Raw genomic sequence first — 23,604 nt, 5'->3', positions numbered from 1 at the left:
GCACATTATAAGAAGACAGATGGGGATAAGAAGACAAGTGGGGGAACATGGGCGCTGATCTCATGACGTGGCAGATCACCTGGCAAATCGCGCTGGCGGCCGCCGCCATCGGCTATCTGCTGGGATCCATTCCGTTCGGGCTGATCCTCACGCGCGCCGCCGGGCTCGGCGATGTGCGCAGCATCGGCTCGGGCAATATCGGTGCGACCAATGTTCTTCGAACCGGCAACAAGAAGCTGGCGGCCGCGACGCTGCTCCTCGATGCGCTGAAGGCATCGGCGGCCGCGTGGATCGTCTCCTACTTCTTCGGCCCGGAAGCCGCCGTCATCGCCGGCTTCTTCGCCTTCATCGGCCACCTCTTCCCGGTCTGGATCGGCTTCAAGGGCGGCAAGGGTGTCGCCACCTATATCGGCACACTGCTCGGCGTCGCGCCGCTGATGGTTCTTGGCTTCGCAGCGGTCTGGCTCGGCGTTGCCTTCGTGAGCCGCTATTCTTCGCTTTCCGCACTGGTTGCAATGCTTGTCATTCCGGTTGCATTGTGGATACTGGGTGCAGAGAAGGTTGCAGCGATCATGGCGATCATGACCGTGATCTCCTACTGGAAGCACAAGGCCAATATCAGCCGCCTCTTCAGCGGCACGGAAAGCAAGATCGGGGCAAAGGGATAGGCTGAATGGACGCACGCAGCGCAAGGCCAAAAGGAATTGCGCTGACGGACCGGCAACGTGTTGCCTGGCTGCGTCTCATCCGATCCGACAATGTCGGCCCGGCCACCTTTCGCGACCTCATCAATCATTTCGGCTCGGCCGAGGCGGCGCTTGCCGCCCTGCCCGGCCTTTCGGCACGCGGCGGCGCAACGCGCGCGATCCGGATCGCCACCGAAAGCGAAGCGCTGAAGGAACTCGACGCGGCGCACAGGTTCGGCGCGCGCTTTGTCGGCATCGGCGAGCCGGAATATCCGCAGGCGCTGAAGCAGATCGACGGGGCGCCGCCACTGCTCGCGGTAAAGGGAAATCTCGCGGCGACGGCGCAGCCGGCCGTCGGCATCGTCGGTTCGCGCAATGCCTCGATATCAGGCGCGAAGTTCGCGGCGATGATCGCGCGCGAATGCGGACGCGTCGGCTATGCTGTTATCTCCGGCCTTGCGCGCGGCATCGATACCGCTGCCCACCGCGCCAGCCTAGACACCGGCACGATCGCCGCCATGGCCGGTGGGCTGGATCAGCCCTACCCTCCCGAAAACGCCGGACTGCTTGAGGAAATCTGGAACGGCAACGGCCTGGCCGTCAGCGAAATGCCGTTCGGCTGGGAGCCGCGGGCGCGTGACTTTCCGAGACGCAACAGGCTGATCGCCGGCATTTCGCTTGGGACGGTGGTGGTGGAGGCAGCGACGCGCTCCGGCTCGCTGATTACCGCGCGGCTCGCAGGCGAGTTCGGCAGGCTGGTCTTTGCGGTGCCAGGCTCACCGCTCGATCCACGATGCCACGGCACCAACGGGCTGCTGAAGGATGGCGCGATGATCGTCACCGCGCCTGACGATGTGATCAGCGCGCTTGCGCCGCTATCGCAGCTCGACCTGTTTACCGCACCGCTTGCCGAGGAGCCGGAACGCGGCGGCGGCTCGTCGCTGCTGCCGCCTGACGAGACCGACAGGGCTCGCATCGTCGACGCTCTTGGGCCGACGCCCGTGGAGATCGACGATATTATCCGGCATACGGGGCTCAGCGCCTCGGCTGTCTATCTCGTGCTCCTGGAGCTCGACATCGCCGGGCGGCTGCATCGGCACCCCGGCGGGATGGTGTCCATTGCAATGGAGGTGTGACGACTTACATACGAGCCTGGAGATCGCCGGCTTCGACATATGCCATCTCGATCAGATAGCAGAGCATGTCGGCCTTTTCCTTTTCCGCCACCTGACGCAACTCGGCGAGCATCTGGCGGATGAAGGCAATGTTCTCGCGGGAGCCGGATCGGCCGGTATCCTTCTTTGCGTACTTAGCCGTCATGAAAGCACTCGCGCCCCAATTGGGAAGGGTTGATCGTCGCAGCCTGAACCACACGCGAAAAACGATATCGCAATAATCAGAAATTGCAATATGCGGTATATCGTCTTTTGGTTGCAACGCGTTGCAATGCGTAAAAATGCACTCAAAGTACTTGACCGAAACGAATTCCCTGTCCATGTCGGAGAACCGGCGACCGTGACACGGCAGGTCCTCTGCCCTGATATAGGCCGGCTGGCATCCATTTTTAGAGAATCATCATGAATGTTGTAGTGGTGGAATCGCCCTCGAAGGCCAAGACGATCAACAAGTATCTGGGACCCGGATACAAGGTGCTCGCCTCCTTTGGCCACGTCCGCGATCTCCCCGCCAAGGACGGCTCCGTGCTGCCCGACCAGGATTTCGAAATGCTGTGGGAGGTCGATGGGGCCTCGGCCAAGCGTATGAAGGACATCGCCGACGCGGTGAAGTCCTCCGACGGCCTGTTCCTCGCAACCGACCCTGATCGCGAAGGCGAAGCGATCTCCTGGCATGTGCTCGATATGCTGAACAAGAAGCGCGTGCTCGGCGGCAAGACCGTCAAGCGCGTCGTCTTCAACGCAATCACCAAGAAGGCCGTGCTCGACGCAATGGCCGAGCCGCGCGATATCGACGTGCCGCTGGTCGACGCCTACCTGGCGCGCCGCGCACTGGACTATCTCGTCGGCTTCAATCTTTCGCCGGTGCTTTGGCGCAAGCTGCCCGGCGCCCGCTCGGCGGGACGCGTGCAGTCTGTGGCGCTGCGACTGGTCTGCGACCGCGAATCCGAGATCGAGCGTTTCGTCTCCGAGGAATACTGGAACATCTCGGCGCTGCTGAAGACACCGCGTGGTGACGAGTTCGAAGCCAAGCTGGTTGCGGCGAATGGCAAGCGGTTGCAGGCGCGCGCGATCGGCAACGGCGACGAGGCCGGCAAGCTGAAGGCGCTGCTCGAAGGTGCGTCCTATGTCGTCGACACCGTCGAGGCAAAGCCCGTCAAGCGCAACCCGGGACCACCCTTCACAACCTCAACGCTGCAGCAGGCCGCTTCCTCGAAGCTTGGCTTTTCGGCATCGCGCACCATGCAGGTGGCGCAGAAGCTTTATGAAGGCTTCGACATCGGCGGCGAGACAGTCGGTCTGATCACCTATATGCGTACCGATGGCGTGCAGATGGCGCCCGAGGCGATCGATGCGGCGCGTGGCGCCATCGTCGACCAGTTCGGCCAGCGCTACCTGCCGGAGAAGGCCCGTCTCTATTCGACCAAGGCGAAGAACGCCCAGGAAGCGCACGAAGCCATCCGCCCGACGGACTTCAACCGTTCGCCGGACAAGGTTCGCCAGTATCTCGACGCCGACCAGATCAAGCTCTACGACCTGATCTGGAAGCGCGGTATCGCCAGTCAGATGGCATCGGCCGAGATCGAGCGCACGACCGCCGAGATCATCGCCGACAACAACGGCGAGAAGGCTGGACTGCGCGCAGTCGGCTCCGTCATCCGCTTCGACGGCTTTATCGCCGCCTATACGGACCAGAAGGAAGACGGCGAGCAGAGTGACGACGGCGACGAGGATGGCCGCCTGCCGGAGATCAATGCGCGCGAAAACCTCGCCAAGCAAAAGATCAATTCGAGCCAGCACTTCACCGAGCCGCCACCGCGCTACTCGGAAGCGTCGCTGATCAAGAAGATGGAAGAACTCGGCATCGGCCGCCCGTCCACCTATGCAGCAACGCTGGCGACCCTTCGCGACCGCGAATATGTCATCATCGACAAGCGCAAGCTGATCCCGCATTCCAAGGGCCGGCTGGTGACGGCCTTCCTCGAAGGCTTCTTCACCAAGTATGTCGAGTACGACTTCACGGCTGATCTCGAAGAGAAGCTGGACCGGATTTCGGCCGGCGAGCTGAACTGGAAGCAGGTGCTGCGCGATTTCTGGAAGGATTTCTTCGCGCAGATCGAAGACACCAAGGAACTGCGCGTCACCAACGTTCTCGATTCGCTGAACGAATCGCTCGCGCCGCTGGTATTTCCGAAGCGCGAGGACGGCAGCGATCCCCGCATCTGCCAAGTCTGCGGCACGGGTAACCTGTCGCTGAAGCTCGGCAAGTACGGCGCCTTCGTCGGCTGCTCGAACTATCCCGAGTGCAATTACACGCGTCAGCTTTCTTCAGAGGGCGGCGCGGAAGCCGAGGGTGCTGCGCTGAACGAGCCGAAGGCGCTCGGTACCGATCCTGTCACCGGCGAAGAGCTGACGCTGCGTTCCGGCCGCTTCGGGCCTTACGTCCAGCGTGGCGACGGCAAGGAGGCTAAGCGCTCCTCGCTGCCGAAGGGCTGGAAGCCCGAGGATATCGACTATGAAAAGGCGATGGCGCTGATTTCGCTGCCGCGCGATATCGGCAAGCATCCGGAATCGGGCAAGATGATCTCGGCCGGCATCGGCCGTTATGGACCGTTCCTGCTGCATGACGGCGGCTACGCCAATCTCGAGACCGTCGAGGATGTCTTCAGCATCGGCCTCAATCGCGCGGTCACCGTGATCGCCGAGAAGGCTGCGAAGGGTCCCGGCGGACGTGGTCGCACGGCAGCGGCGGCGCTGAAGGAGCTCGGCGAGCATCCCGATGGCGGCGGTGCGATCACCGTGCGCGACGGCAAGTACGGCCCCTATGTCAATTGGGGCAAGGTCAATGCGACGCTGCCCAAGGGCACCGATCCGCAGGCGCTGACCGTCGAGGAAGCCGTGGCGCTGATCACCGCCAAGGCCGGCAAGGCGCCGGCGGCCAAGGGCAAGGCGAAGCCGAAAGCGAAGGCCAAGGCTGCGGCGAGCGATGACGAGAAGCCTGCAAAGGCAGCCGCCAAGCCGAAGGCAAAAGCCAAGGCGCCCGCCAAGAAAGCTGCGGCACCCGCAAAGAAGAAAAAGAGCGAAGAGTGACCAGAATTCCGCGGGAACCAAAGGGCATGGGCAAGCGTCCCGACAAGACGGGACGCCCCAGCAGGGCGCCCGCCGTCGAGCCACTCAACATTCAGCACGGCGCGCTTCCCTCGCGAGAAGTGATCCTGCGCTTCATCGCCGATCACCCGCAGAAGGCATCGAAACGCGAGCTCGCCAAGGCTTTCGGGCTGAAGGGCGATAGCCGGGTCGAGCTCAAGCACCTGCTGCGCGATCTCGAGCAGGAAGGCATGCTGCAAAAGACGCGCAAGTCGCTGATCCGCCCTGGAGCTTTGCCGCCGGTCACCGTGCTCGACATCACCACGCGCGACAAGGACGGCGGCCTGATCGGCCGCCCGGCGGAATGGTCGGACGAGATGGGTGTGGCGCCTGCCGTCTCCATTCGGCAGTCCTCCTCGCCTGCCGGCCGCAACGGCAAGGGCAAGGCGCCGGTTGCCGGCATGGGCGACCGCATTCTTGCGAAGATATTCGCCGCCACCGATCGCGGCGGCCCGGCCTATACGGCGCGTATCATCAAGATCCTCGACAAGCGCCGCGGCGCGCTGCTCGGCGTATTCAAGGACGCGCCTGGCGGCGGCGGGCGGCTGTTGCCGATCGAGCGGCGCGGCGAGGAAATGCTGATCGACCCCGATGACAAGGGCGACGCCAAGGACGGCGATCTGGTCGAGGTCGAAGTCGCGCGCCTGCGCAGCTTCGGATTGCCGCGCGCCAAGGTTCTTTCGATCGTCGGCTCGGTCGCCTCGGAAAAAGCGATCTCGATGATCGCCATCCATGCCCATGGCATCCCCTATATCTTCCCGCCGGCCGTGGTTGCCGAGGCGGATGACGCCAAGCCCGCGACCATGTCGCACCGCGAGGACTGGCGCGACGTGCCGCTCATCACCATCGACCCAGCCGATGCCAAGGACCATGACGACGCCGTCTATGCCGAGCGCGACCCCTCGCCCGACAACGAGGGCGGCGTGATCGTCACCGTGGCGATCGCCGATGTCTCCTACTATGTGCGCCCGAATTCGCCGCTCGACCGCGAGGCGCTGAAGCGCGGCAATTCCGTCTACTTCCCCGACCGCGTCGTCCCGATGCTGCCGGAGCGGATTTCCAACGATCTCTGCTCGCTGCGCGAGGGACAGGACCGGCCGGCGCTGGCCGTGCGCATGACTTTCTCCAAGGAAGGACGCAAGGCGGGGCATACCTTCCACCGCGTGATGATGAAGAGTGCTGCCAAGCTCTCCTACCAACAGGCGCAGGCCGCGATCGACGGCAATCCCGATGACAAGGCCGGGCCGCTGCTGGAGCCGATCCTGAAGCCGCTGTGGCATGCCTATGAGGTGATGAAGCGTGGCCGTGAGCGCCGGCAGCCGCTGGAACTCGACATGCCCGAGCGCAAGATCCAGCTGAAGCCCGACGGCACCGTCGACCGCGTCGTCGTACCGCCGCGCCTCGATGCGCACAAGCTGATCGAAGAGATGATGATCCAGGCCAACGTCGCGGCCGCCGAGACGCTGGAAAAGAAGAAGCAGCCGCTGATCTATCGCGTGCACGACGGCCCGTCGCTCTCCAAGCAGGAAATCCTGCGCGAGTTCCTGGCGACGCTTGGCATCACGCTCGCCAAGGGCGGCAACATGCGCGCCAACAACTTCAACGGCATTCTCGCCAAGGCCGAGGACACGCCGCACCAGACGATGGTCAACGAGATGGTGCTGCGCTCGCAGAGCCAGGCGATCTACAGCCCCGAGAATATCGGGCACTTCGGCCTGAACCTGATGAAGTACGCACACTTCACCTCGCCGATCCGCCGCTATGCGGACCTGATCGTGCATCGCGCGCTCGTCGGCTCGCTCGGCTTCGGCGAAGGCGGGATCACGCCGGACGAGGAAGCCGCGCTCGACGATATCGCGGCCGAGATCTCCACCTTCGAGCGCCGCGCCATGGCGGCAGAACGCGAAACGGTCGACCGTCTCATCGCCCATCACCTTGCCGGCCGTATCGGCGAGGAATTCGATGGACGCGTGGGAGGTGTGACGAAATCGGGACTATTTGTCGCCCTGCCGGACTATGGAGCAGACGGCTTCATTCCTATATCTACACTGGGAATGGACTACTTCATCTATGATGAGGCGCATCAGGCACTATCCGGTGAAAAGACCGGCCTCGGCTACCGCCTGGGAGACAGTGTAAAGGTCAAGCTGGTGGACGCCATTCCGCTGGCCGGCGCGCTTCGGTTCGAGATGGTAAGCGAGGGGCGCAAGATGCCCACCGCCGTGCGTTCATTCCACAAGGGCGGCCGACGCGACGCAAGCCGCGCGCGCAAGCAGGCCGGGACAAGACCCCCGAGAGGGCGTCGATAGGCGTTTTGGGACGCCGGGAAGGAAGTGCAGTCATGACGACCACCTCGAACAGCCAGGCGATCCAATACGGCGATGTCGATGAAACCAAGCGCCCGCTCGGCCAATCGATCAAGCGCGGCCTTCTCGGCCGTTGCCCGGCTTGTGGCAGCGGCAAGCTGTTCCGCGCCTATCTGAAGCCGGTGGACAATTGCGCGGCCTGTGGCGAGGCCATGCACCACCATCGCGCGGACGACCTGCCGCCCTACATCACCATCGTCATCGTCGGGCACGTGATCATCGCCGGCTACATGATGACCGATCTGATCTGGCCGATGCCGCTCTGGCTCACCTTCGCCATCTGGACGCCGCTGACGCTGCTCGCCACGCTGTTGATCATCCAGCCGATCAAGGGCGGGGTCATCGGGTTGCAATGGGCGCTGAAGATGCATGGTTTCGGCGGCCATAGCGACGAGCAGGATCAGTACGAAATCCCCGGCCGCCGGCATCAAGGCTGAAGACTTTCCTTGAACCTTCACCGTCACGACATATTTGGCGTGTAGCAGCGCCGGATGTGCTGCGAACTCTGTTTCAGGCACGATGTCAACGCGCGCGATGGTAGGCTTATTTGACTGAATCTCGTCCACCGCAATCAGATCATTGCAGCCAACCTTGTTCATCTAGTAAAGCACACACGTCATCTGGGTCTGGCCCGTCATCTGAGGCTGGTATGACCATGGGGGCAGATGTGGCTTTCGGGTCGCGTTTGTGCGCAGCAGTTCTGTAGGGGTGGATATATGTCTCAGCCGCGAAACGGCACACCGGGCGATGTCGAAGAGATCCATTGGCCGTCTCTGGTAGCCGCCGTTTCGTCGATCTCAGCGGTCGGAATTGCGATCGGGCTGGGATTGCCGCTTCTGAGCATTATCCTCGAGAAGCGCGGCATCCCCTCGACCCTGATCGGTCTCAATACGGCGATGGCCGGCGTCGCGGCGATGGTGGCCGCTCCAATCACGACGAAGCTCGCCCATGCCTATGGCGTGGCGCAGACGATGCTTTGGGCGGTGGTGGTCTCGGCAATCAGCGCCGTCAGTTTCTACTATGCGCAGGACTTCTGGATGTGGTTCCCGCTGCGCTTCGCCTTTCATGGCGCCACGACCACACTCTTCATTCTCTCCGAGTTCTGGATCAACGCCGCCTCGCCGCCATCGAAACGCGGCTTCGTGCTCGGCATCTATGCGACCGTGCTCTCACTCGGCTTCGCGGCGGGCCCCTTGCTCTTCTCCGTTCTCGGCAGCGACGGTATCCTGCCCTTCGCCGTAGGCGCCTGCGCCATTTTGATGGCGGCGATTCCTATCTTTGTCGCGCGCCATGAAAGCCCGGTGCTTGAAGAGAAGCCGGAGCTGCATTTCATGCGCTATGTCTTCCTGGTTCCGAGCGCCACGGCTGCCGTCTTCATTTTCGGCGCGGTGGAAGCCGGCGGACTGGCGCTGTTCCCTATCTACGCGGTGCGCGCTGCCTTCACCGAGACTCAAGCCGCCCTGCTGCTGACGGTCATGGGGATCGGCAACATGATCTTCCAGATCCCCGTCGGCATGCTGTCCGACAAGATGAAGGACAAGCGCCCCCTGCTCGCCGGCATGGCCTTCATGGGCCTGATCGGCTCTCTGATGCTGCCCGTGCTCTCGCACAGCTGGGTGCTGATGGCCGGCGTCCTGCTCTTCTGGGGCGGCTGCGTGGCCGGGCTCTATACGGTCGGATTGAGCCACCTGGGCTCGCGCCTCACCGGTTCGGACCTTGCCGCCGCCAACGCCGCCTTCGTCTTCTGTTATGCCGTTGGCACCGTTGCGGGCCCGCAAGTCATCGGCGCGGCTATCGACGTGGCCGGAAACAACGGCTTTGCCTGGGCGATTGCCGGCTTCTTCGGCGTTTATGCAGTGCTTTCGGCAGGCAGACTGCTTTTCATTCGAAAGCGGGGTTGACTTTTCAAGCTAGATTCGTAGTTTCGCGCCAGAATTAGCCGAGGCGCCTAGACGGATTCCAACGGCTTTCATTTCATTAAAGGCAGGACGACCATGGCCAAGGCTACAACAATCAAGATCAAGCTGCTGTCGACAGCCGACACAGGTTCTTTCTACGTCACGACGAAGAACAGCCGTACGATGACGGACAAGATGACGAAGACCAAGTACGACCCGATTGCTCGCAAGCACGTCGAGTTCAAGGAAACCAAGATCAAGTAATTTCTTGATCCTGTAGACCGCTTAGAAGCGCGCGCCACCAGGCTGCGCGCTTTTTTGTTGTCTGCGACACGGCTTGCGACAGGCACGATGAGCGGCCGACAAATGAAAACGCCGCCCTGCCCGTTTCAACGGAGAGGACGGCGTTTTGCGAAAGGGGGTCGGTCAACAGGCAACGCGGCACGAGGAACCGCAGATGTTGCTTGCCGACCGACCGACCCCACGACCCAGGAGATGCGGCGGACCTGAGCATCATGGGGTATCAGCGCACCCCGCATAGGGAGTGCTTTATTTCTATGTATTGATCATTCGCGCGAAAACGAAAGAAAATCAACAAATTCTTAATGATGAGATTTATTAGCTTGATTTTATGGTTAAAAGTCCCGATTTGGGACGCCGTTTCGCATAATTTTCGGCCACGTCGCGCTAGAATAAGATCCGGCACCAAGAATAGACGGACAATACAAGCGAGTAGTCTTGCCGCTTGCAGGCCTGTGAAACCGCCTCAAAACCATCAAAATCCGCCAATCAGATCAAGCAAAGTGATGGCGCCTCATATTTTCTTCTGAGGCCGACATCATCTCTGCTGGCCTAGATCGGCCTCGCCAGGCAGCGCCGAGGTCAAAAGCCGACACTACCACTTGCGGCTAATCCGCACACAGGGCCGGATCGGCGCCCGTTCAACTTTCTGTGGATGATCAATGCGCTGCCGGTCTTGGGCGCTAAATGGTCGATGCCAATATCAGGCCGCGGCGACGACTCGGTTGCGACCGCCGTTCTTCGCTTCATAGAGCGCAACGTCGGCCTGCTTCAGCAGATGGCCCGGCGTGATGACCTGCGGCGTGCGCGAGGCTATGCCGAAGGATGCCGTCACCTGCAGCTCCTGCCCCGTGCCCTTCACCACGAAGGGTACGCTCTCGATGACCCCGCGCAGGCGCTCGGCCACCGAGGCTGCGATCTCCGGCGAGGTGTCGGGCATGACGACGACAAATTCCTCGCCGCCATAGCGGCAGGCGAGATCGGCGCCGCGAACCGTCGAGCGAACGCGGTTGGCGAACTCTCGCAGGATATCGTCGCCGGCATCGTGCCCGTGCGTGTCGTTGATCTGCTTGAAGCGGTCGATATCGGCGATCAGCACCGACAGCGGGCGACCGCGCGCCATCGAGCGATTGAAGAGCGTGCTGATATGATTGTCGAGATAGCGGCGATTGCTCAGGCCCGTCAGAGGATCGGTGACCGCAAGCTCGATCGTCTGCTGCACATTGGCGCGCAGGCGGTCATTGTAGTTCTTGCGGCGAATTTGCGTGAGGCTGCGGGCCACGAGTTCGTTCGGATCGACGGGGCGGACGATGTAGTCGTTGACGCCAAGATCGAGCGCCCGCACCACCATCTCGTCATCGCCCTGCTCGGTGATGATCAGGATCGGCAGGAAACGGGTGCGCTCCAGCGAGCGGAGCTGCGAGCAAAGTCTGAGCGGGTCGTAGTCGTCGATATTGGAATTGACGATCACGAGGTCGAATGGATTTTCGGATGCTTCGAAGATAGCAGCCTGGGCATCCGAAATGGCAAAGACATTGCCGATCGGCTTCAGCGCCTTGATGATCCGCTCCTGCGAATTGGCGCGGCCATCGACCAGCATGATCTGGCCACCCTCCTCGCCGCGCTGATCGGCGCGCAGCAATTCGTCGATGCCCATCGTGTGCGCCGTCTGGGCGCGGATGCGCAGTTCGTCGCTCAGCGTCTTCAGGCGCAGCAGGCTCTTGACGCGAGCAATCAGCTGCAGATCGTTGACCGGCTTGGTCAGGAAGTCGTCGGCGCCGGCTTTCAGGCCACGCACGCGGTCGGCCGGCTGATCGAGCGCGGTCACCATGACGACGGGAATATGCGATGTCTTCGGGTTGGACTTCAGTCGCTCGCAGACTTCGAAGCCGTCCATGCCCGGCATCATGATATCGAGCAGGATGAGATCGACTTGGTTGCGGTCGCAAATCGCCAGAGCCTGATAACCGTCGGACGCCGTCAGCACGTCGAAATATTCGGCGATCAGCCGCGCTTCAAGCAGCTTCACGTTTGCCGGGATATCATCAACGACGAGAATGCGCGCGGTCATAAGCTTCTTTCCGATCTATCAGGCGTCGCCGAGGTAGGTCTTGATCGTCTCGATGAATTTCGGAACGGAGATTGGCTTGGAGACATAAGCCTCGCAGCCGCCCTGGCGGATACGCTCCTCGTCGCCCTTCATCGCGAAGGCGGTGACGGCAATGACGGGAATGACGTGGAGCTCGTCGTCCTCTTTCAGCCACTTGGTGACTTCGAGCCCGGAAACTTCTGGCAGCTGGATATCCATGAGGATGAGATCCGGGCGATGCTTGCGGGCAAGATCCAGCGCTTCCATACCGTTGCGGGTCTGGATGGTCCTGTAGCCGGACGCCTCGATGAGGTCGCGAAAGAGCTTCATGTTGAGCTCGTTATCCTCTACAATCATCACTTGTTTGGGCATCGAACGCGATCCTAAGTCCGTCATGAAAACCGTTTCGCCTGGCGAGAATGAACCCGCTGGCGCACCGGCCGCCATGAAACCGATTGCGGCACGCTATCGGTATTTGGTTGAAAAATAGGTAATTTACCGCAAGAAATGCAGAGCAACTTCAAGACTTCAAAGCAACACGCCGCCGACCCGCAAGAGACGGCAATCGCAGTTCTCGCCTGGCTCGCAAACGAACCCGATCTGTTTGGCCGCTTTCTGGCGCTGACGGGGGTCGAACCGGCGCAGGTAAGGAACGCGATCAATGATCCGGGGTTCCTATCCGGCATGATGGACTTTCTGATGCAGCATGAGCCGACGGCGCTGGCGTTTTGCCAGGCAAACGGGACGCCGCCGGAGGTGCTGAATGCAGCCTGGCAGCATTTCTCTCCGGCCGGCCTCTGCTCGGGCGAGTATTGATCATGAGCGTGGTCACCGATCCCTCTCAGGTGCGCCTCGGTGATCGCCCGCTGATCGTCTGCGATATAGACGAGGTGGTGCTGGAATTTCTCTCGCCCCTCACCCGTTTCCTGCGCTCGCATGATTACGATCTCCTGCCACGTTCCTTCCGGCTGCACGGCAATATCGTGTCGCTGCTCGATGGGGCGGAGATGGACCGGGACCAATTCGACCGCTTCCACGAGATATTCTTTGAGACCCAGGACCTGTGGCAGGAGCCGGCGGAGCGCGCCGTCGAAACGCTTCATGCGCTGGCTGCCGATGCCGACATCGTCTTTCTCACGGCCATGCCGCCGCGCCACCACGAGGTGCGCCGCAAGCTTCTCGACCGGTTCGATCTGTGCTTCGACATGATCGCCTCGGAACAGCCCAAGGGGCCGATCGTGGCTGCGCTGCACGACCGCCGGGAGCTGCCCGTCGCCTTTATCGACGATATCCAACGCAACCTCCTTTCCGTTGCCGACCATGTGCCGGATTGCCTGCTGCTCAACATGATGGCGAATGCCGATTTCAAGCCATTCGCGCCGCCGCCCACCGGCACAATCGTCCAAGCGTCCGACTGGACGCATGCGGCCGAGCTGATGCGGCGGCATTTCTCGACCACGACGTCATCCAGCAAAACCAGCGCATAAGCGCCGACATCCTCTTGAGACTCTCGAACTTAGAGCGTAATGTCGCGATGTTCAACCTTTGTTCCCGTCGATGATCGCCAATCCTGCCAAGACACCCGGCTTCTGTCGCGACTGCCTTGCCGAGCAGAAGGCGGAGGGGCGACGCTGTGCCGCCTGCGGCAGCCCTCGCCTCGTGCGCCACGACGAGCTCTATGGCCTGACGCTCGCGCATATCGACTGCGATGCCTTCTATGCCTCGGTGGAGAAGCGCGACAATCCCGAGCTGGCCGATAAGCCCGTCATCATCGGCGGGGGAAAACGCGGCGTGGTATCGACGGCCTGCTATGTCGCGCGGATCTATGGCGTGCGCTCGGCCATGCCGATGTTCAAGGCGCTTGAGGCCTGCCCGCAGGCGGTGGTGATCCCTCCCAACATGGAGAAATACGTCAAGGTCGGCCGCGAGGTGCGGGCGATGATGCAGGAGCTGACGCCGCTCGTTCAGCCGCTGTCGATCGACGAGGCGTTTCTGGAACTCGGCGGCACCGAGCGGCTGCACAACGACCCGCCGGCGCGCACGCTGGCGAAATTCGCCCGCCGCGTTGAGAAGGAGATCGGCATCACCGTTTCGATCGGGCTCTCCTACTGCAAGTTCCTGGCCAAGGTGGCCTCCGACCTGCAGAAGCCGCGCGGATTCTCGGTTATCGGTCGCGAGGAAGCGGTTTCGTTCCTGGCGCCGCGTCCTGTGACGACGATCTGGGGCGTGGGAAAGGCCTTCGCCGCGACGCTCGATGCCGACGGCATCCGCACCATCGGCCAGTTGCAGACCATGGACGAGACAGACCTGATGCGCCGCTACGGCACCATGGGACAACGGCTGTCGCGGCTATCGCGCGGGATCGATGACCGCGATGTGCATCTGAACGATCCGGCCAAGAGCGTTTCGGCCGAGACGACCTTCTTCGACGACATTTCGCGATATGAGGAACTCGTTCCAGTGTTGCGCAATCTCTCCGAGAAAGTCGCCTGGCGGCTGAAAAAAGGCGACATCGCAGGCCACACCGTTGTCTTGAAGATGAAGACGGCGGACTTTAAGTCGCGCACGCGCAACCGCAAGCTGGAGGACCCGACGCAGCTTGCCGACCGGATTTTCCGCACCGGCATCGAACTGCTGCAGAAGGAGACCGACGGAACCAAGTTCCGACTGATCGGCATCGGCGTGACCGACCTTTGCGACCCGACGCGGGCGGATCCGCCCGACCTGATCGACGTTCAATCCGGACGTCGTGCCGCGGCCGAGGCCGCGATGGACAAATTGCGCGACAAGTTCGGAAAAGGCACGGTCGAGACCGGCTATACGTTCGGAAGCAAGCGCAATCAATAATATGTGAGCCCTACTCGAGATCGCTCATTTCAAATCTTCCTTAAGTTTCGAGCATTACCCTCCGGCGCGTAGTATTGCGTATCGGTTGGGTTCAAATGTTCTCGCGTCTCGTCTTCGGGCTTGGCTTGCTGTCGGCCACCGCCCTCGTGCACCCCGCGTTCGCCACGGACGCGCGGGCGCTGCAGATCTTCGTTTCCAAGAGCAAGCAATCGCTGGCCGTCTATGACGGCGCCGATGTCATCGCCACGTCGAAGATATCGAGCGGCAAATCCGGCCACACCACGCCAAGCGGCATCTTTTCCGTGATCGAGAAGCAGACCTACCACGAATCCAACATCTATTCGGGCGCGCCGATGCCGTTCATGCAGCGGCTGACATGGTCGGGCATCGCGCTCCACCAGTCGAACTCCGTGCCGCGCTATCCCGCCTCGCACGGCTGCGTGCGCATGCCCGATGCATTCGCAAAGCAACTCTACAAGATGACCGAGATGGGCGTGCCCGTTATCATCACCGACGCGCAGCTTGCGCCGGAACCGGTCGATCATCCGCTGCTGTTTAGCCCACACGCGCCGGCCCCGGCGCCACTGCTATCCGATGTCGAACTTAGGCCGGCCATCGGCTCGCTGCCGGTGCAGGTGGCGATGAACGAGGTGGCGATGCCGCGGCTGCAGGTGCAGCCGATCGTGGCGCCCGTCAACGACCAGCCGGTGAAGATCCTGATCACCCGCCGGGCGCAGCGCGAGACGATCATCGATCTGCAGACCTATCTCGCCGAGCTCGGACTTGCAGTCGGCAACGCCGACGGCTATCTCGGGCCGGCGACGGTTCAGGCGATCGGCGAGTTCAAGAAGCAGCATCCGATGAGCCCTGATGCCGCCAAGTCACTCATCAGTGATGACCTTCTGCGCGCGGTCTATAGCGCTGCCGGCAAGGGTGAACCACCGAATGGCGTGATCATGGTGCGGCAGGGATTCCAGCAGGTGTTCGAGGCGCCAGTGACGATCGCCCAACCGGAACTGGCGCTCGGGACCCATTTCTTCAGCGCGCACGAAGTAAACTTCGAAGACGGCACCACCGAGTGGCTGGGCGTGACGCTGCCCAACACCTTGACCAGCCAGACGATGAAGCGGCTGGGCATCAGCACGATGGAAAGCTCGATCATATCAGGCACGCCGATCCTGAACGCGCTCGGCCGGATCACCATTCCGGATGACACGAGACAGCGGATTGACTCGATGCTGACGCCGGGATCGACGCTGACGATCTCCGACACAGGCGTCGGCCCGGAGACCGGTCAGGGCACCGACTTCATCACGCTGACGCGAGGCTAAACCAGCTCCACATCGATCACCCCGGGTGCCGAGCGCATGGCGGCGGCGATTTCGGGCGTGATCCTGTATTTTTGCGCCAGTTCCACCTCGATCTCGCGCTTGCCATCCTCCTTGATGACGATGAAGGAGACGAGGCCGTCGCCCCTGGCGTTGAGATGGGCGGCAACGGCGCGCAGCGGGCCGGAATCCCGGACATAGACGCGCAACGCCTTCTGCATCTGCAACGACTTTTCCTCCAGCGACTGGATCGTCTGGATGCGCAGACCGATGCCCTCCGGTCGCTCTTCGCCGGTCGCAGTGATGACGAAGGATTTTCCCGATTCCAGCATGTCGCGATACTGGTTCAGCATCTCCGAGAAGAGCACCGCTTCGAACTGGCCGGATGAATCCGAGAAAACGATGATGCCCATCTTGTTGCCGGTGCGCGTCTTACGCTCCTGCTTGGAGATGACGGTTCCGGCAAGGCGCGCATTGCTGGCGCCCTGCTTCACGGCGGCCGCGAAATCACCGAAGGTCTGGACGCGCATCTTCTCCAGCACACTGCTGTAACTATCGAGCGGATGGGCCGTCAGGTAGAAACCGAGGACCTGGAACTCCTTGAGCAGGCGCTCCGAGGGTAGCCAGGGCGAGAAAGGCGGCATCGAAATCTTTTCCGGACCCGATGACAACACGCCGCCGAAGATATCCGACTGGCCGCTCAGCTTGTTTTCCTGGGCGCGCTGGGCATAGCCCATGATGCGATCGATGCCGCCGGACAACTGGGCGCGATCAAGCTCGAAGCAATCGAAGGCACCGGCGAAGATCAGGCTTTCCAGCACGCGCCGGTTCACCTGCTTGGGATCTATGCGCAGGCAGAAATCCTCGAGGCTGGCGAATGGCGTGTCGCCGCGCACCTCGACGATATGATCGACGGCCGATTCGCCGACACCCTTCAGCGCAGCGAGCGCGTAATAAATGCGGTTGTCGCCTGTCTGGAAGTGGCGGAACGAGGTCTGCACGGACGGCGCGATCACCTCGATACCGAGGCGCTTGGCATCCTGCCTGAAGTCGTTGACCTTTTCGGTGTTCGACATGTCGAGCGTCATCGAGGCGGCGAGGAACTCGACCGGATAATGCGCCTTCATGTAGGCCGTCTGATAGGAGACGATGGCGTAGGCGGCCGCGTGCGACTTGTTGAAGCCGTAGTTGGCGAACTTCGCCAGAAGCTCGAAGATGTTGTCTGCCTGTGGCTTCGACACGCCGTTCTTGACGGCGCCGACGACGAAGCGCTCGCGCTGCTGATCCATCTCCGCCTTGATCTTCTTACCCATGGCGCGGCGCAGAAGATCGGCCTCGCCGAGCGAATAGCCCGACAGCACCTGAGCGATCTGCATGACCTGCTCCTGGTAGACGATAACGCCCTGCGTTTCCTTCAGCAGGTAATCGATGGTCGGGTGGATCGATTCGAGCTCTTCCTCGCCATGCTTGCGGGCATTGTAGGTCGGGATGTTCTCCATCGGACCCGGGCGATACAGCGCCACGAGCGCGATGATGTCCTCGATGCAGTCCGGCCGCATGCCGATCAGCGCCTTGCGCATGCCGGCACTTTCCACCTGGAACACGCCGACCGTTTCGCCGCGCGACAGCATCTCATAGGTCAGCTTGTCATCGAGCGGGATCGCGGCGAGATCGACCTTGATGCCGCGCTTGGCGACGAAGTCGACAGCCACCTTCAGCGTCGTCAACGTCTTCAGGCCGAGGAAGTCGAACTTGACGAGACCGGCCTGCTCGACCCACTTCATGTTGAACTGGGTGACCGGCATGTCGGAGCGCGGATCTCGGTACATCGGCACCAGCTTCGACAGCGGGCGGTCGCCGATGACGATGCCCGCGGCGTGCGTCGAGGCGTGACGGTAGAGGCCTTCGATTTTCTGGGCGATATCGAGCAGGCGGGCGACGACGGGCTCCTTGTCGGCCTCTTCCTGCAGCTTCGGCTCCTCCTCGATCGCCTTCGACAGCGGCGTCGGGTTGGCCGGATTGTTGGGCACCAGCTTGCAGATCTTGTCGACCTGGCCGTAGGGCATTTCAAGCACGCGACCGACGTCACGAAGGGCGGCGCGCGCCTGCAACGAACCGAAGGTGATGATCTGCGCCACCTGCTCGCGGCCGTATTTCTTCTGCACATAGCGGATCACCTCTTCGCGGCGATCCTGGCAGAAGTCGATATCGAAGTCGGGCATCGAGACGCGTTCCGGATTGAGGAAGCGTTCGAAGAGCAGCGAGAAGCGCAGCGGATCGACGTCGGTAATGGTGAGCGCATAGGCGACCAGCGAGCCCGCGCCGGAGCCGCGGCCGGGGCCGACGGGAATATCCTGCAGCTTGGCCCACTTGATGAAGTCGGCAACGATCAGGAAGTAGCCGGGGAATTTCATGCGCTCGATAACGCTGAGCTCGAATTCCAGGCGGTCGCGGTAGTCCTTCTCCTCATAGCCCGCAGACATGCCGAGCGTCTGAAGGCGCATGTCGAGACCTTCGACGGCCTGGCGGCGAAGCTCCAGCGATTCGGCACGCTCCGCCTCTTCGGGGTCGGCCGTGGCGCCGGTGAAGCGCGGGAGGATCGGCTTGCGGGTCTTCAAAACGAAGGAGCAGCGGCGGGCGATCTCCACCGTATTTTCAAGCGCCTCGGGCAGATCGGCGAAAAGCTTCACCATCTCGGCGCGGCTCTTCAGATAGTGATCCGGCGTCAGGCGAAAACGCGTGTCGTCGGAGACGATGGCATTGTGCGCCACGGCCATCAGCGCATCGTGCGCGTCGTAATCGTCGCGCGTCGGGAAGAAGGCTTCGTTGGTCGCAACCAGCGGGATCTCGTGTTCATAGGCAAGGCCGATCACCCGCTGCTCATGGCGCTTGTCGTAGGTGCCTTGGCGCTGCAGTTCCATGTAGAGCCGATCGCCGAACTTGTCCTTCAGAGACAGCAAGCGCGCGGTCGCCGGCGCGATGTGGCCCTCTTTCAGCGGCATGTCGATCGGGCCGGTCGATGCGCCTGACAGCGCGATCAGGCCCTCGGTGCCGAACTCATCGAGCCACGAGGCCTTGATGTGGACCGCCTGCCCGGCGCCCTCGCCGCCGAGATAGGCACGGCTGACGAGATCCACCAGCCGTTCATAGCCGGCGTCGGTGGCGGACAGAAGCACGATCGACGGCAGTTTCGCCAGCTGCTGTTGGCCGCCGCGGCGCTCGGTCTCAAGCCCGTCTTCCATATCGATGGAGACCTGGCAGCCGATAATCGGCTGCAGGCCCTCGTCCATCGATTTCTGCGCAAATTCCAGTGCGACGAATAGATTGTTGGTATCGGTGATGGCGATCGCCGGCTGGCTATCGCCCGATGCCTTGTAGAGAATCTTCTTGAGCGGCAGCGCCCCCTCAAGCAGCGAGAAGGCGGAGTGCACACGCAGGTGAACGAAGCCCGGCGTACCGCCGATGAAGTCGCTCGCGCCGTTTTCAGTGCCCGCCATGATATGCCTTTCCGCGCATCCGTATGAATCGGATGCATTGTCGGATTTGGGGACGTCGATGTCCAGAGAGGCGGGTACCATCGGACCGCATGACAGCCATGCGGTCCCCGTTATTCTTACATTGCCATGCAGATCAAAGAGAAGCTGGCAATGAACATTGCGATGGAGGTGAATGCTGCGATATCGCGGATCATGTCAGTCATTTGGCTCTCCTGTGCTCTTATGTTTTTATTTTGTTCCGCTCTTGTTCCGTTGTCAACAGGATTGTTTTCTGTTTGGTTAACGGCAAACGGGAGACGAGCATGCGTCGATTCATCTTTGTGGCAATCCTGCTTTCAGCCAGCGCGGCCTTCGGCGCGGATCCTGATCCGGCGCGCATCGTCGATGTGGCGGTCGGCGACTGGAACGGCGATGGCAAGCCGGATTTGGCGTTGCTGGCAGAGGCCCCAGATGATGCCGCCGACGACCAGCTCGGCGTCTACATCTATCTGCGGGATGACCACGACCTGTTGCGGCTCGCGACGAGCGCACCCGGCAAGATCTGGGGAACCACGGTGGCTGAGGGGATTTACGGCCAGGAGCCGTCGATCAAGGCTGCGGGCAAGAGCTCGATCGCCATCCATTCGCAGAACAGCGCCATCGGCCGCGACCGCTGGGAACAGACGCTGACGCTTGCCTACCGCAACAACCAGTTCGTGGTCGCCGGCTACACCTACAGCCACTACGATACGCTAAATCCGGATGGCGGCGGCTCGTGCGACTACAATGCGCTCACCGGCAAGCTGCAGCGCGACGGTAAGGATGCGAAGGCCGAGGCGCGCACGATCACGATTGCCGACTGGAAGGACGAAACCGGGCAGTCGATCTGCGGCGGTTAGATTGGTCCTGACCCGACAGTGAGATTTCAGAAATCCACGACCTTGCCGTCGGCGATGGTGACGCGGTGGTCCATGCGGGCCGCGAGTTCGTGGTTGTGGGTGGCGATCAGCGCCGCGAGGCCGGACTGGCGCACCAATGCCTCCAATGCTTCGAAGACATAGCTCGCCGTCTCGGGGTCGAGGTTGCCCGTTGGTTCGTCAGCGAGCAGAAGGCTCGGCGCGTTGGCGACGGCGCGGGCGATCGCCACGCGCTGCTGTTCACCGCCAGAGAGTTCACCAGGACGATGGGCGCCACGGTGGCCGATGCGCATGTAGTCGAGCAGCTGCCCTGCCCGCACCTTGGCTTCGTTGCGCGGCAGACCGGCGATCATCTGCGGCATCATGATATTCTCAAGCGCCGAGAATTCGGGAAGCAGGTGGTGGAACTGATAGACGAAGCCGATTTCGCTGCGGCGGATCGCCGTGCGCTTACCGTCGGAAAGGCCATTGCAGGCATTGCCGCTGATGGTGACTTCGCCGCCATCGGGATGCTCGAGCAGGCCTGCCAGATGCAGCAGGGTCGACTTGCCGGTGCCTGATGGAGCCACAAGCGCGACGATCTCGCCGCTGTTGATGGTGAGGTCGGCCTTCTTCAGGATCGAAAGCTGGGTCTCCCCCTGGCCATAGTGACGCTCGACGCCGGAAAGCTTGAGAACGGTATTCCGCTTCATGTAATCAGCATTCCTTATTCGTAGCGCAGGGCCTGCACGGGGTCGAGCTTGGAAGCGCGCCATGCGGGGAAGATTGTCGCGAAGAAAGACAGCGTCAGCGCCATGACGACGACGGAGACCGTTTCGCCGACCTCCATCTTGGCCGGGAGCTGGCTGAGGAAGTAGAGCTGCGGGTCAAACAGCACCGTGCCCGACAGCCAGGAGAAGAACGCGCGGATCTTCTCGATGTTGATGCAAACGATGACTCCGAGCAGCACGCCGGCGAAGGTGCCGACCAGGCCGATCGCAGCACCCGTCATGAAGAAGATCCGCATGATGGCGCCGGAGCTCGCGCCCATCGTGCGTAGAATAGCGATATCGCTGCCCTTGTCCTTCACCAGCATGATGAGGCCGGAGATGATGTTGAGCGCGGCGACGAGAACAATCAGCGTCAGAATCATGAACATGACGTTGCGCTCGACCTGCAGCGCCGAGAAGAAGGTCTGGTTGCGCTGGCGCCAGTCGGTGATCGCGATCTGGCGGCCGGCTGCCTGCTCCACCTTGGGGCGGAGCTCGTCGATATTGTCCGGATTGTCGACATAGAGCTCGATCGACTGCACCAGCCCTTCGGCGTTGAAATAGAGCTGCGCTTCCTCGAGCGGCATATAGATGATCGTCGCGTCATATTCCGACATGCCGATCTCGAAGATGCCCGAGACCTTGTAGGATTTGACGCGCGGATTGATGCCCATCGGCGTCACGTCACCTTCCGGTGATATCAGCGTAATGGTGTCGCCCGCCTGCAGGCCGAGCTGGTCGGCCATGCGCGAGCCGATGAGAACGCCTTGGCCAGCCGCAAAGCCGACGAGGTCGCCGGACTTGATGTTGTCGGAGACGGTTTTCACCTTGCCCAGATCTTCGGCGCGAATGCCGCGAACCAGAGCGCCGGTGCCAGCGCCGCCGGCACCGGAGGCCAACGTCTGGCCTTCCACGAGCGGCAGCGCCACCTTGATGCCGGGCACGGCGCCCAGGCGATCGGTCAACGCCGGATAATCGGTGAACGGGCCATCGACTGGCTGCACGATCATGTGGCCGTTGATGCCAAGGATACGTGAGATCAGCTCGGTGCGGAAACCGTTCATCACCGCCATGACGATGATCAGCGTCGCAACGCCGAGCATGATGCCGATGAAGGAGAAGCCTGCGATCACCGAGATGAAGGCTTCCTTGCGGCGTGCGCGCAGATAGCGCCACGCCACAAGTCGCTCGAAAGCGGAAAATGGCCTGCTGGCCGCAGCCGAGCCGGATTTGGATCCCTGCTGGCTCACCGCTGCGTCTGCCATTTCGCCTCCCGCCTTCTTCTTAGCCCAAGAGCTTATTGATTGCCGCGTCGATGGTCATCGTTTCGCGGGCACCGGTCTTGCGGTCCTTGACTTCCACTTCGCCGTTCGCGACCGCGCGCGGGCCGGCGATGATCTGTACGGGCACACCGATCAGGTCCGCGGTTGCGAACTTGGTGCCGGCGCGATCGTCGGTATCGTCATAGAGAACATCGACGCCGGCCTTCGAGAGCTCCGCGTAGATCTTCTCGCAGGCAGCGTCGCAAGCGGCGTCGCCGGCCTTCATGTTGATCACGACGACATCGAAAGGCGCAACCGAGGCCGGCCAGATGATTCCGTTCTCGTCATGCGATGCTTCGATGATGGCGGGAACAAGGCGTGTCGGGCCGATACCGTAGGATCCCATGTGGACGGCGTGTTCCTTGCCATCCGGTCCCTGCACCTTCGCGCCCATCGGCTCGGAATATTTCGTGCCGAAGTAGAAGATATGGCCGACTTCAATTCCGCGTGCGGACAGGCGATCGCTCTCGGGGATGGCGTCGAAGGCGGCTTCGTCGTGCATCTCGGAGGTGGCGGCGTAGACCGAGGTCCACTTCTTGAAGATCGCATCCAGGCCGGCGACGTCGTCGAAGTTGGTGTCGACCGAGGGGATATCGAAATTCACGAAATCCTTGTGGCTGTAGACTTCGGATTCCCCGGTGTCGGCGAGGATGATGAACTCGTGGCTGAGATCGCCGCCGATCGGGCCGGTGTCGGCGCGCATGGGGATGGCGCGCAGGCCGAGACGATCGAAGGTGCGCAGATAGGCTGCGAACATCTTCTTGTAGGAATGCTCGGCGCCTTCGCGGGTCATGTCGAAGGAATAGGCGTCCTTCATCATGAACTCACGCGAGCGCATGGTGCCGAAGCGCGGACGGATCTCGTCGCGGAACTTCAGCTGGATGTGATAGAGGTTCAGCGGCAAGTCCTTGTAAGACTTGACCGAAGACCGGAAAATATCGGTGACCATCTCTTCGTTGGTCGGGCCGTACAGCATCGGACGGTCCTGGCGGTCCTTGATGCGCAGCATCTCCTTGCCGTAGGCGTCGTAGCGCCCGCTTTCCTGCCAGAGCTCGGCCGACTGCAGGGTCGGCATCGACAGCTCGATGGCGCCGGAGCGGTTCTGCTCCTCGCGGATGATGTTGTTGACCTTGTCGAGCACGCGCTTGCCCAGCGGCAGCCAGGAGTAGATCCCCTGCGACTGCTGCCGGATCATGCCGGCACGCAGCATCAACCGGTGGGAGACGATTTCAGCCTCCTTGGGGTTTTCCTTGAGGATGGGCATGAAGTAGCGAGACAGACGCATAGCGAATTCCAGAGCTGTT

General features: G+C 61.9%; 19 protein-coding genes. 12 read left to right on the top strand and 7 right to left on the bottom strand.

Translation table 11 applies throughout. The features are described 5' to 3' along the window. Positions 1–47 precede the first annotated feature (47 nt). Positions 48–668 (top strand): glycerol-3-phosphate 1-O-acyltransferase PlsY, encoded by a 621-nt coding sequence (gene plsY / locus AC1DOG_RS11530; protein ID WP_477928079.1) that lies wholly within the window; start codon positions 48–50, stop codon positions 666–668. A 5-nt stretch (positions 669–673) separates the two neighbouring features. Then, positions 674–1,822, top strand: a complete 1,149-nt coding sequence (gene dprA / locus AC1DOG_RS11525; RefSeq protein WP_477928077.1) for a DNA-processing protein DprA — start codon at positions 674–676, stop codon at positions 1,820–1,822. A gap of 4 nt (positions 1,823–1,826) precedes the next feature. Here dprA and AC1DOG_RS11520 read toward each other — a convergent pair whose 3' ends face one another. Next, positions 1,827–2,006, bottom strand: a complete 180-nt coding sequence (locus tag AC1DOG_RS11520) for a hypothetical protein (protein ID WP_018900176.1) — start codon at positions 2,004–2,006, stop codon at positions 1,827–1,829. Between the two features lie 257 nt (positions 2,007–2,263). Between AC1DOG_RS11520 and topA the strand changes: the two genes are divergently transcribed. The 5 genes from topA (at position 2,264) to rpmG (ending at position 9,536) form a co-directional block, all read left to right on the top strand. After that, entirely contained in the window at positions 2,264–4,951 is a 2,688-nt protein-coding gene (gene topA, locus AC1DOG_RS11515; protein ID WP_477928075.1) for a type I DNA topoisomerase, read from the top strand. Continuing rightward, positions 4,948–7,317 carry a ribonuclease R gene (gene rnr / locus AC1DOG_RS11510; RefSeq protein WP_477928073.1) on the top strand — a complete coding sequence of 790 codons (2,370 nt, stop codon included), beginning with the start codon at positions 4,948–4,950 and terminating at the stop codon, positions 7,315–7,317. The genes topA and rnr overlap by 4 nt, the downstream gene beginning before the upstream one ends. 32 nt (positions 7,318–7,349) lie before the next feature. After that, positions 7,350–7,811, top strand: a complete 462-nt coding sequence (locus AC1DOG_RS11505) for a DUF983 domain-containing protein (protein WP_112941531.1) — start codon at positions 7,350–7,352, stop codon at positions 7,809–7,811. A 279-nt stretch (positions 7,812–8,090) separates the two neighbouring features. Then, positions 8,091–9,275 carry an MFS transporter gene (locus AC1DOG_RS11500; RefSeq protein WP_018900181.1) on the top strand — a complete coding sequence of 395 codons (1,185 nt, stop codon included), beginning with the start codon at positions 8,091–8,093 and terminating at the stop codon, positions 9,273–9,275. Positions 9,276–9,368: 93 nt separating this feature from the next. After that, positions 9,369–9,536 carry a 50S ribosomal protein L33 gene (rpmG, locus tag AC1DOG_RS11495; RefSeq protein WP_018900182.1) on the top strand — a complete coding sequence of 56 codons (168 nt, stop codon included), beginning with the start codon at positions 9,369–9,371 and terminating at the stop codon, positions 9,534–9,536. A gap of 739 nt (positions 9,537–10,275) precedes the next feature. On the opposite strand, the gene AC1DOG_RS11490 is transcribed toward rpmG, so the two are convergent. Together AC1DOG_RS11490 and AC1DOG_RS11485 are read right to left on the bottom strand one after the other, a co-directional pair. Continuing rightward, positions 10,276–11,643, bottom strand: a complete 1,368-nt coding sequence (locus AC1DOG_RS11490) for a PleD family two-component system response regulator (RefSeq protein ID WP_477928070.1) — start codon at positions 11,641–11,643, stop codon at positions 10,276–10,278. An 18-nt stretch (positions 11,644–11,661) separates the two neighbouring features. Continuing rightward, positions 11,662–12,033 carry a response regulator gene (locus tag AC1DOG_RS11485; protein ID WP_018900184.1) on the bottom strand — a complete coding sequence of 124 codons (372 nt, stop codon included), beginning with the start codon at positions 12,031–12,033 and terminating at the stop codon, positions 11,662–11,664. A gap of 135 nt (positions 12,034–12,168) precedes the next feature. Between AC1DOG_RS11485 and AC1DOG_RS11480 the strand changes: the two genes are divergently transcribed. The 4 genes from AC1DOG_RS11480 to AC1DOG_RS11465 all read left to right on the top strand — a co-directional run bounded on the left by AC1DOG_RS11480 (position 12,169) and on the right by AC1DOG_RS11465 (position 15,839). Continuing rightward, on the top strand, positions 12,169–12,477 hold the full coding sequence (locus AC1DOG_RS11480; protein ID WP_477928068.1) for a DUF3572 domain-containing protein: 309 nt from the start codon (positions 12,169–12,171) through the stop codon (positions 12,475–12,477). A 2-nt stretch (positions 12,478–12,479) separates the two neighbouring features. Continuing rightward, the gene (locus AC1DOG_RS11475) at positions 12,480–13,148 is read left to right on the top strand and encodes a hypothetical protein (RefSeq protein WP_477928066.1); all 669 of its coding nucleotides are present in this window, start codon (positions 12,480–12,482) and stop codon (positions 13,146–13,148) included. 70 nt (positions 13,149–13,218) lie between these two features. After that, on the top strand, positions 13,219–14,508 hold the full coding sequence (locus AC1DOG_RS11470; protein WP_477928064.1) for a DNA polymerase IV: 1,290 nt from the start codon (positions 13,219–13,221) through the stop codon (positions 14,506–14,508). Between the two features lie 95 nt (positions 14,509–14,603). Continuing rightward, the gene (locus AC1DOG_RS11465) at positions 14,604–15,839 is read left to right on the top strand and encodes a L,D-transpeptidase family protein (protein WP_477928062.1); all 1,236 of its coding nucleotides are present in this window, start codon (positions 14,604–14,606) and stop codon (positions 15,837–15,839) included. Here the strand turns inward: AC1DOG_RS11465 and dnaE are convergent. Next, complete coding sequence (gene dnaE, locus AC1DOG_RS11460) at positions 15,836–19,333, bottom strand: DNA polymerase III subunit alpha (RefSeq protein ID WP_477928061.1); 3,498 nt, start codon at positions 19,331–19,333, stop codon at positions 15,836–15,838. The two genes, AC1DOG_RS11465 and dnaE, sit on opposite strands and share 4 nt — an antisense overlap. Before the next feature lie 302 nt (positions 19,334–19,635). Here dnaE and AC1DOG_RS11455 point away from each other — a divergent pair, with 302 nt between their 5' ends. Next, positions 19,636–20,211, top strand: a complete 576-nt coding sequence (locus tag AC1DOG_RS11455; protein WP_477928059.1) for a hypothetical protein — start codon at positions 19,636–19,638, stop codon at positions 20,209–20,211. Between the two features lie 26 nt (positions 20,212–20,237). Here AC1DOG_RS11455 and AC1DOG_RS11450 read toward each other — a convergent pair whose 3' ends face one another. From AC1DOG_RS11450 to proS, 3 genes are read right to left on the bottom strand one after another with little or no spacing between them, the layout of a single operon-like run. Next, positions 20,238–20,921, bottom strand: a complete 684-nt coding sequence (locus tag AC1DOG_RS11450) for an ABC transporter ATP-binding protein (RefSeq protein ID WP_477928058.1) — start codon at positions 20,919–20,921, stop codon at positions 20,238–20,240. A gap of 14 nt (positions 20,922–20,935) precedes the next feature. After that, the gene (locus AC1DOG_RS11445) at positions 20,936–22,243 is read right to left on the bottom strand and encodes a lipoprotein-releasing ABC transporter permease subunit (RefSeq protein WP_477928056.1); all 1,308 of its coding nucleotides are present in this window, start codon (positions 22,241–22,243) and stop codon (positions 20,936–20,938) included. Between the two features lie 19 nt (positions 22,244–22,262). Further along, positions 22,263–23,585 (bottom strand): proline--tRNA ligase, encoded by a 1,323-nt coding sequence (proS, locus tag AC1DOG_RS11440; protein ID WP_018900194.1) that lies wholly within the window; start codon positions 23,583–23,585, stop codon positions 22,263–22,265. Between the last annotated feature and the right edge of the window lie 19 nt (positions 23,586–23,604).

It is taken from the genome of Rhizobium sp. 01N48, assembly GCF_056399145.1.
Note: the sequence above shows the minus strand (reverse complement) of the source record. Positions and strands in the feature narration are given on the sequence as shown.